This is a genomic window from Mesobacillus stamsii (assembly GCF_030814065.1).
Lineage (GTDB): Bacteria > Bacillota > Bacilli > Bacillales > Cytobacillaceae > Mesobacillus > Mesobacillus stamsii.
On record NZ_JAUSUN010000002.1, the window covers coordinates 238,504 to 253,755 of the forward strand.

General features: G+C 41.6%; 13 protein-coding genes. 4 read left to right on the forward strand and 9 right to left on the reverse strand.

Annotation, left to right across the window (positions count from 1 at the left end; translation table 11 throughout):
- Positions 1 to 19: 19 nt before the first annotated feature.
- The 4 genes from J2S25_RS02610 to J2S25_RS02625 all read left to right on the forward strand — a co-directional run bounded on the left by J2S25_RS02610 (position 20) and on the right by J2S25_RS02625 (position 4,057).
- Entirely contained in the window at positions 20 to 1,336 is a 1,317-nt protein-coding gene (locus J2S25_RS02610; RefSeq protein ID WP_044396534.1) for an ABC transporter substrate-binding protein, read from the forward strand.
- A gap of 1 nt (position 1,337) precedes the next feature.
- Positions 1,338 to 2,861 carry a CehA/McbA family metallohydrolase gene (locus J2S25_RS02615; protein WP_052807109.1) on the forward strand — a complete coding sequence of 508 codons (1,524 nt, stop codon included), beginning with the start codon at positions 1,338 to 1,340 and terminating at the stop codon, positions 2,859 to 2,861.
- The gene (locus tag J2S25_RS02620) at positions 2,848 to 3,651 is read left to right on the forward strand and encodes an HAD family hydrolase (RefSeq protein ID WP_307191174.1); all 804 of its coding nucleotides are present in this window, start codon (positions 2,848 to 2,850) and stop codon (positions 3,649 to 3,651) included. Before J2S25_RS02615 ends, J2S25_RS02620 begins: the two co-directional genes overlap by 14 nt.
- An 82-nt stretch (positions 3,652 to 3,733) precedes the next feature.
- Positions 3,734 to 4,057 (forward strand): DMT family transporter, encoded by a 324-nt coding sequence (locus J2S25_RS02625; protein ID WP_044396532.1) that lies wholly within the window; start codon positions 3,734 to 3,736, stop codon positions 4,055 to 4,057.
- A gap of 21 nt (positions 4,058 to 4,078) precedes the next feature.
- On the opposite strand, the gene J2S25_RS02630 is transcribed toward J2S25_RS02625, so the two are convergent.
- The 9 genes from J2S25_RS02630 to J2S25_RS02670 form a co-directional block, all read right to left on the reverse strand.
- On the reverse strand, positions 4,079 to 4,333 hold the full coding sequence (locus tag J2S25_RS02630; protein ID WP_307191175.1) for a hypothetical protein: 255 nt from the start codon (positions 4,331 to 4,333) through the stop codon (positions 4,079 to 4,081).
- 739 nt (positions 4,334 to 5,072) lie between these two features.
- Positions 5,073 to 5,684 (reverse strand): pyroglutamyl-peptidase I, encoded by a 612-nt coding sequence (locus J2S25_RS02635; RefSeq protein WP_044396529.1) that lies wholly within the window; start codon positions 5,682 to 5,684, stop codon positions 5,073 to 5,075.
- 3 nt (positions 5,685 to 5,687) lie between these two features.
- Positions 5,688 to 8,711: a M14 family metallopeptidase gene (locus J2S25_RS02640; RefSeq protein ID WP_052807108.1), complete on the reverse strand. Its 3,024-nt coding sequence runs from the start codon at positions 8,709 to 8,711 to the stop codon at positions 5,688 to 5,690.
- Between the two features lie 10 nt (positions 8,712 to 8,721).
- Positions 8,722 to 9,630, reverse strand: a complete 909-nt coding sequence (locus J2S25_RS02645) for an ABC transporter permease (RefSeq protein WP_044396528.1) — start codon at positions 9,628 to 9,630, stop codon at positions 8,722 to 8,724.
- Entirely contained in the window at positions 9,627 to 10,559 is a 933-nt protein-coding gene (gene nikB / locus J2S25_RS02650; protein ID WP_044396527.1) for a nickel ABC transporter permease, read from the reverse strand. Before nikB ends, J2S25_RS02645 begins: the two co-directional genes overlap by 4 nt.
- A gap of 166 nt (positions 10,560 to 10,725) precedes the next feature.
- Positions 10,726 to 12,300 carry an ABC transporter substrate-binding protein gene (locus J2S25_RS02655; protein ID WP_044396548.1) on the reverse strand — a complete coding sequence of 525 codons (1,575 nt, stop codon included), beginning with the start codon at positions 12,298 to 12,300 and terminating at the stop codon, positions 10,726 to 10,728.
- 391 nt (positions 12,301 to 12,691) lie between these two features.
- Positions 12,692 to 12,994 (reverse strand): hypothetical protein, encoded by a 303-nt coding sequence (locus J2S25_RS02660; RefSeq protein WP_307191176.1) that lies wholly within the window; start codon positions 12,992 to 12,994, stop codon positions 12,692 to 12,694.
- A gap of 66 nt (positions 12,995 to 13,060) precedes the next feature.
- A complete protein-coding gene (locus J2S25_RS02665) occupies positions 13,061 to 14,074 on the reverse strand; it encodes an ABC transporter ATP-binding protein (protein ID WP_044396525.1) in 1,014 nt (337 codons plus the stop codon).
- On the reverse strand, positions 14,071 to 15,057 hold the full coding sequence (locus tag J2S25_RS02670) for an ABC transporter ATP-binding protein (RefSeq protein WP_044396524.1): 987 nt from the start codon (positions 15,055 to 15,057) through the stop codon (positions 14,071 to 14,073). Before J2S25_RS02670 ends, J2S25_RS02665 begins: the two co-directional genes overlap by 4 nt.
- Positions 15,058 to 15,252: the final 195 nt, after the last annotated feature.

The window sequence follows — 15,252 nt, forward strand, 5'->3', positions numbered from 1 at the left end:
ATTTAGGAGGATATTTATAATGAAAAAGAAAAGCAGTTTAATAATACTGGTGTTCACTCTGATATTGTCGCTGTTGGCCGGATGTAATTCGGGGACAAATACAACAGGCAAAGAGACAGTAAATAAAGAATCAAGCGGTCCTGTTGAAATCGAATTCTGGTACGGCCTTGGAGGCAAGCTTGGTGAAACAATGGAAGCACGCATCAAAGAATTCAATGACAGCCAGAATGAAGTACTTGTAAAAGGAATTGCTCAGGGCGACTATTCCGAAACGTATCAAAAACTGCAGGCAGCGATTGCAGCGAAAAAAGCTCCGGCTGCTGTTCTGTTAACAAATGATCCAATGGTACAACTGGCTAACCGTGAATTGCTGGCACCACTTGATGATATGATTGCAGCTGAAACGGATTTCAATAAGGACGATTTCATCCCTGCCTTCTTTTCTCAAGGTACAATCAATGGCAAACAATTTTCCCTTCCTTTATATGGAACCACTCAAGTAATGTACTACCGTACAGATCTCTTTGAAAAAGCAGGAATTACCAAAGATTCTCTCAAAACATGGGAAGATTTAGGGAAAGCAGCAGAAAAAATCAAAAAGTCAGAAAATATATTTGGCTGGGAGCCAATGTGGGGAAGCGGCAACCTGATCGATGCAGCCCTTAGCAATGGCGGAACTTATTTGAGTGAAGATGGAAAGACCGTTACCATCGACTCTCCTGAATGGGTAGACAGCTGGGAGTTTTTCAGGAAAGCGATCCACGAGGACAAAACAATGCGCATCCACCACGGTGGACAAGGATGGGAGTACTGGTATAAGACCATTGACGATGTAATGAAAGGCAATGCAGCGGGCTACACCGGTTCAAGCGGCGACCAGGGCGATCTTGATTTTACAAAAGTAGCAGCTTATCCGCAACCTGGCTGGATTGGAAAAGAAGCAAAGCCTCACGCAGGAGCACAAACCATTAGCATTCCAGCCATTACGCCGCCTGAACAGCAAGAAGCTGCATTCAAATGGATAAAATTTTTCACAAGCGCGGAAAAAACAGCTGACTGGTCAATGAAAACTGGTTATATTTCTGTAAGAAAATCAGCTCAGGATGTCCCTGCTTTCAAGGAGTTCGCCAAAAAGAACCCGCAAATTCTCATTCCGTTGAAACAGGCCGAAACAGCAACACCTGATTTTGTTGATCCAACTGGCGGCAAGATTCTCGATGCTCTGTCAAAAGCTGCCGACAAAGTCGAAATCGAAGGCGTAAAAGCAGAGACAGCTTTGAATGAAGCAAAAGCGGAAGCTCAAAAGGCACTGGATCAAGCTTTGAAGGGGAAATAAGATGAAACCATTGACAGAAAAGTATCTAGGGAAATTCCAAGAACGGATTGGCAGCGAAGAAACGCTACCAGTTCGTTCCCATGAATTTCTTATTGGGGAACATCAGGATTGGATTGTGTTTAGTCTATCGGTAGAAAAAAGACGCTGGTTTGCAATGTTTGTTTGGGATCCTAACGGGCATCTTCGTGTCCAATTTTTGTTTGGAAAGTCGCCCGAGACGATTGTCCTTCATAAGGATTCTCTGCAGTCAAGCCCTCTTACCTTGCCAGGGGATTTGCCAGCAGGAATCTATAAAATCGAAATTCTTGCCGTGGAGGCCAAGCGGGAACTGGAATACAGCATTGAAATTGAAAGCGGAACAAGCCATTCTTCCTTTGCTGCGGAAACTGAACCCCTCGGGGACCACATTTGGGCTAAGGCAGATAGCCAAACCGGTTTTTCTTTTTCCTCGTTTGACTGGAAAATGAGAGTCGAAACCGGGAGACGTTGGTACAAGGGCGACTTCCACACTCATACGATTCTATCTGACGGAAAAATGAGCCGAAATGCCGGAATGCTTCAGGCGGAAAAAATGGGACTTGACTTCTTTTTCACAACCGAGCATCATGTAATGCCCACTGCCTGGGTTTCAGGAAAAGCTTTAGCCATTCCTGGAATTGAGATCACATCTCAAAAGGGCCATTTTAATATTCTTGGGCCAAAGCATTGGATTGATTGGCGTTATACTGCTGCTGACGGCGGAATGGAAACAGAACATGGAATGAACAGAATTCTGGAAGATGCCAGAAAAGCAGGAGCCCTCCGCTCGATCAACCACCCAATGCTGAAGCCTTGGCATTGGTGGTTCAATGACACAAAGCTTGAACAAGTGGATGTGATAGAGATCTGGAACGATCCGACCTATCCGACGAACCCTGAAGCAACCGAGAAAGCCTTAAAGCTCTGGACGGCTCTATGGAATGACGGCCACAAAATTTGGGGCATCGGAGGCTCTGACTCCCATCTGACTCCAGAAGAAAGCTATACCGAAAACGGTGAACCATCGCTAATTGGAGACCCTGGTACTTTCGTTCTGGCAGAAGGACTGTCGGCAGCAGAAATTCTTGAAGGTGTTTCTCTTGGCCGGGCATATGTATCGCGCGGCCCGCTAATTGAAGCATCAGTACAGGTTGGCAGCCAAACCTTCACTTTGGGCGATGACCTGACAGCAGCACTTCAGCAGAACGAGAACAACCGATTCGATATGACGATCCATATTGAAAATATCTCTCCGAATGCATCTATTCACTGGATTGAGAACGGTGAGGAAGTTTTAATCCAAAAAATTGAAGGCTACCGCTCCTTTTCGTACAGCTTCAATTGGAACAAGGAAGAGTATAATTGGATTCGCATCGAGGTTCGATCCGAAGACGAAAAGCTACTAGCTTTCACCAACCCTCTGTTTTGCGGAAAAAGAACACCCAGCCTTGCAACATGGTCACAACTACTAACAAAAGCTGAGGTTTTAAACGTTGATACAGATTAAAGGAATCCTTTTTGATAAAGATGGAACATTGATTGACTTCCATTCGGTCTGGTTGACAGCAGCAAGGGAACTAATAGCGCAGCTGACAGCACGGCTTGAACAGGCGGACAACCAAGTACTAATCGGCGATTTGCTTCATTCCATAGGGATTGTCAACGAGGAAGTGCTTCCCCACGGCGTTCTTGCCGGGGGAACTTCCTATGACATTGAAGCCGCTTTCCGGAAAGTGCTCAGCTACCATGAGATCCAGCAGATTCCCCGACTCAGGGAATGGATATCGGACAGCCTGGCACAGATAACGAAACAGAAGACAGAAATGATTGTTCCAACTGCCAATCTGGATGAGCTTTTCACCAATCTGAGAACAAAGGGCATTAAATTCGGAATCGCGACCGCTGATGACTGGGAAGCTACCGACATCTGCCTTAAAACCCTAGGGATCGGCCATTATTTTGAATTCATTGCCACCGCCGACCGCCTGCCGGAAAAAAAGCCTCATCCAAACGTCCTGTTTGCATTTTGCCAGCATTTTGGACTTGAACCAGAAGAAGTTGCAGTCGTAGGCGACACTGCTGTCGACCTCACCTTGGCAAAATTGGGGCAAGCCGGTCTCGCAATTGGAGTCTTGTCAGGAGTCAGCTCCACCAAAGATCTGGCCCCACTCGCTGACATTATCATCCCATCCGTCAACAACCTTATCGACCAACACGGCATTTGCGTATGGGAACGAAACACCTGTATTGCCCCAATCGCAAAGATGCATGGGAAAGGTTCTCCAGCTTCCTTATAAATAAGAAGAAAACGACATCCCCTTCCATCTGGAAGGGGATTGAAATTGAAATTTAAATACTAACCTTGAGGTGAAAAAACCGATGCCAGCTTGGCTTTTACTTATTTTCACGATCATCCTGGAGGTAGCCGGGACCATTTCATTAAAGCTTTCAGACGGACTGTCTAAATTTACTCCATCCGTTTTAATATTCGTATTTTACGGCGGATGTTTTAGCATATTTCCGTTTGTTGTGCAAAAAATGGATTTAAGTGTGGCCTATGCAATTTGGTCCGGAGTGGGCACACTTGCAGTAAGCCTCATCGGCATCCTGTATTTCCAGGAAAGCATCACCTTGTTTAAGGCGATTTCCATCATACTCATTATCCTTGGGGTTATTGGGATAAAGATAAGTCCGGCCACATAATGGAAGATCTCTCTACCTGTTTCATATAGTAATTAAACAAAAAGCATAAAGAGGATAGCAATATAGCTTTCCTCCTTCTTTTGCTTTTCGAGATTTATAATAAAACAGTGAAAAAATTAAAGTTGGACTCATCTCTTTTGACAGTTCCATGTACTTCACCAGGGTATCCGCAATGAAGGCCATGTATTCTTTTGTATGATCCTGGTTTTCAGAGGTGAAGATCTTTTGTACCTTATCTTGATCGATGTCATCCCCAACCCGTTTTTTTAAAGACAATCCGTCACTCCATAGTAGAGACAATTACGTTTTGGTCCATTAATTTTATTGATCTTCCCTTCATCCACCACCGATACAAAATAGGCAAAGAACCAGCCCCATATCTTAAGTCTTATTTTTTATGTCTCATTATTATACTATCTCTTTAGTTTCAAACCTGTTATATTGGGTGGGAATTCGATTCGAGCAAGACCCCATTTTGTCTTCTTTGTACTGATAGTAGCCGAATCTCGTTACGATTCTTGCTATTATGCGTTGGATTATCGAAACCGGATATCGTTATTTCTAAGAGTTACTTGGCTTTGACGAATACCAGCTTTTTCACCACAAAGGGATTCAACGTTCTTGGTGTATCGAGTTCTTTACCTAAAACTATCTAGAAATACGAACGTTAAAAAATGGCAACAAGAAATCCCATTAACAATTTGTGATGTCGTTCGGCGAATAAGTAAAGATCATCTGGGTCAACTTGTGGTAAACGCCTATGAACAAGCATTGTCGAAAAAATCCTTTATGGATGTGCTGAAAGATCTGAAATTGATGGCGAAAAACTTCGATTTTTGTAACAAGCTACCCGTTGCACTTTATAGTGTTTATTGAAAAATGCAAGAGTCAAGCAAAATAAGTAACCGTTTTGTTCAACCACCGAATCCCATGATGATATATTTACAGATCCACATTGGTTACCAAATATAAACGTGAATACTCTTCTCGCCCGTCACATGCTTTGGGTTGCAAATTATACATTTTCCGACAACACTTGAATACAAGTGATGATTCCCTTTTTTAAATCTTCATGTGACCAACTCGGGATCTTCCCATTTTGAATTGCAAGTTCATGGGAAGCAGGAATATGAATGAAGCCTGAAAGGGTCCTTTTTCCCTGCATTTTTACGTAATGCAAGCCCTGATACATGACATGGTTGCATAAATATGTTCCCGCTGTATTTGAGATTTCAGCAGGTAGACCTTGTTCCTGCAGGCGATTGATCATGGAACGAATGGGCAATGTCGATAAATAACCGTCTGCTCCTTCCAACTGAATCACCTCGTCAACCGGGACGTTTCCAAAGTTGTCACGGTTTCCATCATTGACATTAATGGCAATGCGCTCAGGTGTGATTTTATACCGTCCACCAGCTAAACCCAACGATATTACTGCATCCGGCTGAGTTTTCTCTAAGTGCTCAATGAGTTGCTTTCCTGATTCGCGGAAGTTAACCGATAAGATTTCTCCATGAACCTTATACCTGCCAATTTCCATACCATTTAGGTCTTCTACAATTCGCATAGTTGGATTAATCGTAAAATCTAGAAACGGTTCAAAACCTGTCAATAGTAGTGTTTTCATAAATCAACCATTCCTTTCATCAAGTTTAATTGGACGAATTCGCTCAAGGGATAGGCCAGGGACACGGTGACGCTCCCACTCCACTTTTGTATGTAAAAGCACATCGATAATCGCTAAATCAAATTCAATGTGGGCGTCAATACAGCTTTGTAGGTCTTCTCCATATACTACCTCATCAGCCGCTTCCGAGATAATATCAGCGGCAATCCACTCTGGGTACCGAATAATGCCTATCGATGCATAGTTTGGAGTTACGAAGGTTTGTCTATAAAAATGGATTCCTGGCGCCTCTTCAATCGGAAAAACGTCTGGTAACCATTGGTTTCCATATTTGATAAAGCGTTCTTTCCAATAGGAATTATCGAAGTCAATAGAAGTATCTCTTAAATACTGGCTTACATTCTTGACGATTTCTTCAAGGTTCTCTTCATGCTGATTTCGGTAAGATACGTCTTGCGACACTCGTCCTATTCCATAAATATGTGCACTAGGCAAAAAATACGAGACTGGAAACCTTGGCGGACTATTGTAGCCTGCAAAGGGTTGAACCCATTCATGCGCTGGGATACCATGATCATCAATTATGATGTCAGGTGCCCACCTGCGAAGAATTTCAGGATAAATATTCGCTTCACCAAACACCGTGTTTTGAAAACGGACATGAGCGAATTCCAAACCTACCGCATTGAATCTTGCCGCATGATGTTTCCAGTCAGGATGCTCGTTCGTAAGTTTCGTTAATAACTGATAACCGTCAGGATTAGCTAATGGTATGAACACAACATTCATGTGCTTCAACCAATTACAAAACCATTCCTCTGCCTTGTCCATTAGGGCGAAAACAGCAGGGGTACTGGAAACCTCATTGGAGTGATGTCCCGCTTCAATAAACAACGTTTTCTTGAACGCAGACATTTTTAGTGGCGAATAGAAGTCTTCACCTGCATCTAAAAAACACTCGACTACAGGTATTGCATGTCCGCCATAGGAATAATCAGGATACAAAACGTGATACTTTGGATCATTTTCCATCCATCGCTGAATCTCTGGATGAATTTGTTCAGATGGTTGTTCGAAAGCTCCAATAGGAAGGTAGAATTCCCGTTTTCCATCAGTTACGGTTGCTGCAAACATTACTCCTTCTGGATCGAAAATAAGTGCCTTAGTGATTAATTGTTCAATCGACTTTTCTTGCCAACCGTAAACTTTAATCTGCGCTTCCGGTTTCAGTCCTGGCCTTACATGCATAAATGGATGGATTCCACCCGGAGCTGAGAATGCCTTTCCTTCCACTCTTTCTCCCAACTGAGCAAAGTAATCCAAAGTATTAAAATATAAATCTTCATGTAATGCTTCAAGGGAAGAAACACGTTCCTTATCCACTTGAAGACTTTTTTCTTCCTCACTCATCCATACATCCACTTCAATTCGGTCAAATAGCGGACGGCTGTGTCCCTGTCCTGGCTGATAGTTGGATACTTCACGCCATAGCTTTGGCAGGACCTCCTCGACATAAAAACGGTAAAATCGCTCCCTGTCTGTTTGAATAAGGTGTTCCTCGACCTTGTTAACATGATGGATCCGGACCGCACTTGAGACGGGGTAAACCATATGCTGACCATCCAAATAGGGAAGACTTGAAACTGGCACGTCCAAATCGCTAAGGAAAAATTTATCCCCTTTCTCATCAATCCCATAAATCTCATACGTATGACCGAGGGTCTCCTCAAGCGTAAAATAAACTTGACTTGCCTTTAAACCAATCGTCTCCTCGATGTAACCATCAATCGGGTAAAGCTCTTGAATCCAACGTATCGGTAGCTCCAATCCTTTTTCCCCGGTTTCTTTTTGGACCTTTATCTCCATTCCTTGAACAAGTTGATTCGATGCTTGCCACTCAGGTAGAACTTCTTCCATGATCCAATGTAGACCAGTTTTATAAGCCGAGTGAATGACCAATGAGTGAATTTCAGGAAACTTAACCCTCCACTCTTTTTCAAGCTGCTCGCGAATTTTGAATGGTTCCGACAAAAATACTTCCACATCTGCTCCATTAAGATTCTCTGATTTTGTTAAAATCTGAAAAGCGATGTCTACTTCACTCTCATCCTTCCATGTCATTTCAAACAACTGAGGTGGGTCTTCCTTTTGGGCAAGTTGATGCTTCTTTTCCCAATATCCAAATGAACCGCCTTCACTCCAATGTTTTGATCTAACAAGCCGAGCCAATGCTGCAGAGAGCATTTCTTTCGAACCTTTGAAGGATAAAATATTTGTGTCTACTAGCTCTAAAACAGCGCCCGCTTGGCCTGGATATTCATCTAATACCTGTCCAGATTCTAAAAGATGATTTCCTTCCCCAATTACAAAATGCAAACTTGCATTCGATTCGTTAGTGACTGGGAATGATATCCTGGTCGAATACATCGAGCTCCTTGCTGCAAAAAAACATACCTCCTGTAAAAGCGCGGTCGTTAACAGGGGCTTTTCCACCTCAATGTTCATGCTTAAGGATTTTCCTGGGCTCGCTTCTTTATTTTTACCCACACCAGAGAAACTCCATAATTCACTAAGATTATCGATGATAGGAAGATTATAATCGCTTTCTAAATGACCATAAACAACCGAAATGGGGACTCGACCGGCATAGACCTTTCCGTTACGTAATTCAATTGCGATACACCAATCACATTCTTGTTCATCATCCATCGCAGCCAACAATTTTAAAAGCATAGAAAGCTCTACTTCACTTTTATAATGAACCAAAAGCTTTTCTGCTTCGATTCTAATGTCCGTTTTGAAATCCGACTTTTCAAAGCCAAGTTCTACCACGCCTTCCCTCTGTTCGAAGAAATCAAATGATAGAGACGTCGTCTCAAATCCAAGTCTGGCACAGAAATCAATTAACCCCTCTGGGGCAAGAAAGTCCGGGAGGTTGATAAAAATATTTGTCCCATCAATGACACCATCCCCGTTCTGATCCTGTAGCAAGCCATCCTTGGTCCACATTTCCAGAAGATTTTTCAATGGTCGTCTCCTACACTTTCATATTTGGATCTAATTTATCGCGCAACCAATCTCCAAGTAGATTAAAGCCCAAAACCGTAATCATTATGGCTACACCTGGAAAAACAGCTGTCCACCATGCACTTGTAATATAATTTCGACTATCAGCAAGCATTCCACCCCAAGACGGAATCGTGGGATCGACCCCCAAACCAAGAAATGTCAGTGAAGCTTCTAACAAAATAAACTCAGCAATGTACATTGTTCCTAGGACAAGAATCGAAGATAATACATTCGGTAAAATGTGCTTGCGAATAATGTTAAAATTCGTTCCACCAATTGCCTTAGCTGCCTGAATATATTCTTGCTCTTTTAATGAAATCACCTGTCCACGTATCAGGCGGGCAAAGCCAACCCAATAGGTTAAACCTAGAATGATAATAATTTTCCAAATCCCCGTGCCAAGCACACTCATGATGACAATCGCAAATAAAATGAATGGGAAGGCTAACTGAATATCAGCTACGCGCATGATGATATCATCAAGCCATTTCCCAAAGTACCCTGAAATCAACCCTAGAACCGTTCCAATTACCATCGCAATTAAGACACCAAAAATTCCTACCATCAGAGAAATTCTAGCTCCATAAATAATTCGGCTTAATAAATCACGACCCACCTGATCCGCACCAAGCAGGAAAGCTGATTCACCCTTTGGATCTGCCCAAGATGGAGGAGCCAACCTAGATGACAAACTCGCCTTCGACGGGTCAAAAGGGGTGATAAACGGAGCAAACAAAGCACAAGAAACACTGAGTGCCACGAGGATTAACCCGATGAATCCAACTGGATTCTTTTTAATAAAACGCCACAACTTTTTAAGGTGAGGCCTTCTTGGAGGATTTACAGGCACTGCTTTTTCAAGCCCTACAGATGTCATGATTTACTCCCTCCTACTTTCACTCTTGGATCAATTAGTGTGTAGCTTAAATCAACGATTAAATTGACTAACACCATGATAATGGCTAAGTAAATAACTCCACCCTGGATCACAGGATAATCCCTTTGATTGATGGCATCTATGATTAAACGACCCACACCAGGCCAAGAAAAAATTTGCTCCACAATGACAGTGCCGCCCAATAGCGATCCAAATTGAAGCCCAATAAAGGTTACGGTTGGCAATAAAGCATTCCGGAAAGCATGCTTAATGATTACCTTCCATTCACTAATCCCTTTTGATTTAGCGGTTGAAACATATTGTTGATTCATCACTTCAAGCATCGATGACCGGACAAGCCTAGCAAGAATCCCAGATAAAATTAAACCCAGTGTTATTGAAGGTAAAATTAAGTGCTTGAAACCTTCAAAACCCGAAACCGGCAACCATTGTAACGTGACCGAAAAAACAAGGATAAGCATAATACCTAACCAGAAATTCGGGAAAGAAATCCCTAATAAAGAAAAAATTCGTCCAAAGAAGTCAACTGCGGTATCGCGCTTTACCGCGGACAATATCCCAACTGGAAAGGCAATAAGAATCGCAACTGCCATACCTCCTAAAGCGAGTGCAAGCGTAGCGCCAATTCGTTCATTGATTAATTCCATGACCGGCATCCCACTTCGAAACGATTTACCAAAATCAAATGTAAAAATACCCTTTAGAAATATTCCATATTGAACATATAATGGTTCATCTAAACCTAGATTGCTTCTAACTTCCGCAATTGCTTCTTTAGTTGGCTCTCCTGCTGCAAACATTACGGAGACAGGATCACCTGTCAGACGAATTGAAAAAAAGACAATCAACGAAATCCCTAGTACAACTAAAACTGTGTGTAGCAATCTTCGTATCACGTAAGCTATCATGATTGTTCCCCCTTACTACCAGCGAGTGAGTGATAAATAAAAGAAGTTTTCAGTGTGTGTTGATATCAGAACCAAGAAACTTGCCCTAACTCAACATAATATTTAATAGAAAGAGATAGCATGAGGTTCATACTATCTCTTTCTGACCGTTCCATCTTCTTTACGTTTATTTAACGGAAACTTCTTCTAGACGCATTCTATCATCATGAGGCGGCTGGAAGTTTTCCAAACGAGAGTTTGCTGCATATAAATCAACAGCTTGGTAAAGATTTAGTTCTGGTGCCAAATCATATAGCAATTCAGTTAACTCCATGAAAATCTTTTTACGCTCTTCTTGATCCACTGTTGCACGCTGTGCAGCAAGCAATTCTTCCACTTTTTCATCTTTAAAAGATGGGTTCCACTGCTCCCCTTCATGGTACATTAGGTAAGCCGTGTTATCAAAGTCAAGAGTCCATCCTCCCCAGCCTTGACGATACATATGGCCAGCCTTTCCATTAGGTATTAACTCGGAAATGAGCGTTGTGTTGTCAACACTGTTAATATTCATTTTTAATCCAACTTCTTCCAAATAGAAAGCAACCGCTTGAGTAATCTCTTTGAAGTTTCCATCATTACCAGGAATGTAGACATCTAATACTGTCCCTTCAGCTACTCCTGCCTCCGCTAACAACTCTTTTGCTTTTTCTGGATCATAAGGGTATGGCTCTAAATCCGGATTGTTTCCGAATGAAAGCTCACTTTGGTAAGTGCTGATTTGCTTACCATAGCCACTTAAAATTTCATCAATGATTGATTGCTTATCTACTGCATAGTTGATCGCTTGTCTTACAAGTTTATTGTCCATTAGCTTTTGGCCAGGATCAAAACGAAGGGAGTATACCGTTGGCGTACCCACATCAATTAATTCTAAGTAACTAGTATTTTTAACGGTTTCAGCTTGAGCAACCTCTACACGCTTCATTACGTCAATGTTTCCGGTTTGAAGTTCTGCTAATCTGGTAGAAGCTTCCGGAATCACTTTAAATGTAACTTTATCAAGTTTTGGTAAGCCCTCTTTCCAGTAATCAGGGTTCTTTTCTAAAACAATTTCCTGGTCACGCTTGTAACCTGTCATTTTAAAGGGACCCGTCCCAACAGGGTTATTATTGAAAAACTCATCATCATGTTCCTGAACATATTTAGGAGGAACAATCACCGCCCCATAACCTGCAAGCTTTGTTAAAAGAACAGGATCAGGAGAATTTAAGTGAAAAGTTGCAGTATATTCATCAACTACTTCTACACTATCAATCGAAGTATAGTTTGAGTATTGAGGTCCCTTTTGTCCTTCTTCACCTAGCAAGCGATCGAAAGTAAACTTTACAGCATCGGCGTTGAATGGTTCCCCGTTATGGAATTGAACACCTTGACGAAGCTTGAATTGTAAGGTTTGGTCATCTAGATACTCCCAGCTTTCAGCTAGACCAGGCTGGATTTCCAAATTTAAATTTCGATCAACTAGCCCTTCAAATACAGAAGTTGCAATTGTACTCCAGTCCAACAAAAAGGTATCAATCGGGTCCCAGTTTTGTGGTTCCCCTGAAACTCCAATGATAATTTCATTTCCACGATCTTTAGCTGGGTTTTCCCTACTATCGCTTTTTTCATTTGTGCTAGACTCTTCTCCTCCACCAGAACACGCTGCTAAAACGAGCATTAAAGAAAATATTAGCGAAATCAATGATAGCCATTTCTTCATCATAATCTGTTATCCTCCTTTGGTTGTTGTTTATAATTTTTACCTTATGGATATGGATGGGTATAACCATCTCTCTTGACAAGTTGGTAGAGAATTCCGCCATACTAATCGAGCACGGGACGATTCCAAAGCGGCTAAAGATAGGTACAGCAATTGATAAATTTTCTTCCTCGAGATCAGAATCACTATAAGCAAAGCAAAACCAGACTCCCTTGTCATTTCTACGGTTCCATACTTCCTCAATCGATGTGGGTGTCTGATTTGTATATTGGTCAAGGGATTACAATAGTTTCGGTCAAATTCCTCTTGAGATAAATTAGCTAGGAATGTCCGAGTTATAGGCACCCGCACATAAAGGTGCGTATAGTCCAACTTCTAATGTAAAGCCTCACTACTGGTCTAATACCATCAATTTTTTCAATATAGAACTCTTAATTTTGCTCCTAAATGACCATTTAGACGACTTCTCTAAATCTTCTTCATAAAAGGACAGACAACCGATGAACAACTGATATCTTTCTGCTACCCGTTCACCCAATTCTAGAAATGTTGTTCCTATATCATAAACCTCACCATCTATCACCAAACCATCTTGCTGAAAGGATATTCTTTGTAAATAACCGAATTGCACAAATTTTGCAACAATCGGGTATGGAGAATAAATTTGGGTATTCCCATAAATTTTGAAATTCATCGAGACAGACACAATAGGTTACTCTTCTGTATAAACATCCAATAGTCGAAGTGCTTTTTCTACTGTTTACTCATACAGATACTCCTGATCCTTGTTAACTTCTGTGTAGAGATGGCAGGAAACGTCATGTTGATCTCGAACCGTCTGTAGCGATGGTGCTTCCGTTTTACAAATATCCATGCAGGAAGAACATCTAGGATGGAATGTACATCCGCTTGGAGGATTTGATGGGCTTGGCACATCGCCTTTTAAAATGATACGATTTTTCTTTTTTAACGGATGAGAACTTGGGTGTGCTGAAAGTAGGGCCTTCGAATAAGGATGTAGTGGTTCATCATACATTTGGTTCTTTTCGGCCACTTCCACCATCTTCCCGAGATACATAACTCCGATTCGATCACATAAATGTTTTACAACACTTAAATCATGAGAGATAAAAATGTAGGTAAGCCCAAATTCCTTCTGTAAGTCCTTCATTAAGTTTAATACTTGAGATTGAATGGAAACATCAAGCGCTGAAACAGGCTCATCGGCAATAATCAATTTAGGCTTTGTAATCAATGCTCGTGCGAGCCCAATCCTTTGACGCTGCCCACCTGAAAATTCGTGCGGAAACCGCGAAAGCTGGTCAACTGTCAAACCAACCTGTTCAGCAATCTCATGAACTCGCTTTTCCCTTTCGGATCGATCTTTAACATCAAAGTTGATAAGGGGTTCCTCAATAATATCTTTCACCCGCATCCGCGGATTGAGTGAAGAAAAAGGGTCTTGAAAGACTATTTGGATATCCTTACGCAACTTTCTCATTTCGGTTTTATTCACCTCTGCGATATTAACACCCTGAAAATAAATGTTCCCACTTGTTGGTTCGAGGAGCCGAAGAATCGTTCGGCCAGTCGTGCTTTTCCCGCAACCTGATTCACCGACAATTCCAAACGTTTCTCCTTGCTTAACTTCAAATGAAACTCCTTCGACCGCTTTTACTTGATTAATAGTCTTATTCCCAAAAATCCCACCCTTAACAGGGAAGTGTTTTTGTAAATTTTCAACTTTCAGTAATACATTTTGCTGTTCTGTCACATTATCACCTCCGCTTCCTCCCGCTCATATAGCCAGCATTTCACTCGCGATCCACTCTCCTTTACCACTAGTGGAGGAGTTTCTTTGCACCGATCATGTGCTTGTGGGCACCTTTCAGCGAACCTACAACCAATCGGCATATTTCCATATACCGGAACCACTCCCGGAATCGAAGAAAGATATTCCTTTTGCTCGCTGATATCAGGAAGTGATGCAAGCAATCCCTTCGTATAGGGGTGCTTAGGATTGTCGAATAACTCAACAACTAAGGACTCCTCCACAATCTCACCCGCATACATTACGATGACTCGATCACACATCTCAGCGACAACACCGAGATCATGGGTAATCAATATAATGGACATGTTCATTTGATCCTGTAGATTTTTCATCAACTCTAAGATTTGCGCTTGAATTGTCACATCAAGTGCAGTAGTAGGTTCGTCCGCAATAAGTATTTCCGGGTTGCAGGAAAGCGCAATGGCAATCATGACCCTTTGGCGCATCCCCCCTGAAAGTTGATATGGATATTCATCCAAGACTTGATCAGGTCTAGGAATTCCAACAAGCTGAAGCATCTCAAGTGCCCTCGCTTTAGCTTCCTTTTTCTTCATCGGTTCATGATTCAATACCATTTCCATGATTTGATTGCCAATGGTATGTACTGGGTTTAATGAACTCATCGGCTCTTGGAAAATCATCGCGATTCGTTTTCCACGAATTTTACGCCAGTCCTTTTTTCTAAAATCTTTAAAATGGAGGTGATCTATACGAACATCACCACCTAAATACTCTACTCCAGGTGGCAAAAGTCCCATTAGTGAAAGTGATGTCATACTCTTTCCACAGCCTGACTCGCCAACAATTCCAAGCGTTTCCCCTTTATAAAGGTCAAAACTAACACCATTTACAATGTTGGTTTTCTTTCCTTCATCTTTTATACCAACTTTAAGTTCATTAACCTCTAATACTTTTTGAACCATTATGACACTCCTAACGGTTTCATTTTTTTAAACCAAATTTATTTTTGTATTCTTCTTATAATATATAATTATTAGAATATTTTCAATAAAATTTTCCTGCTATATAGACGGAACTAAAGATTTTATAGTTTTAGACATAGGCGATTAACAATTTTCATAGGTTCTTTATTGATTTGTGTAATGAAGGTCTGGACA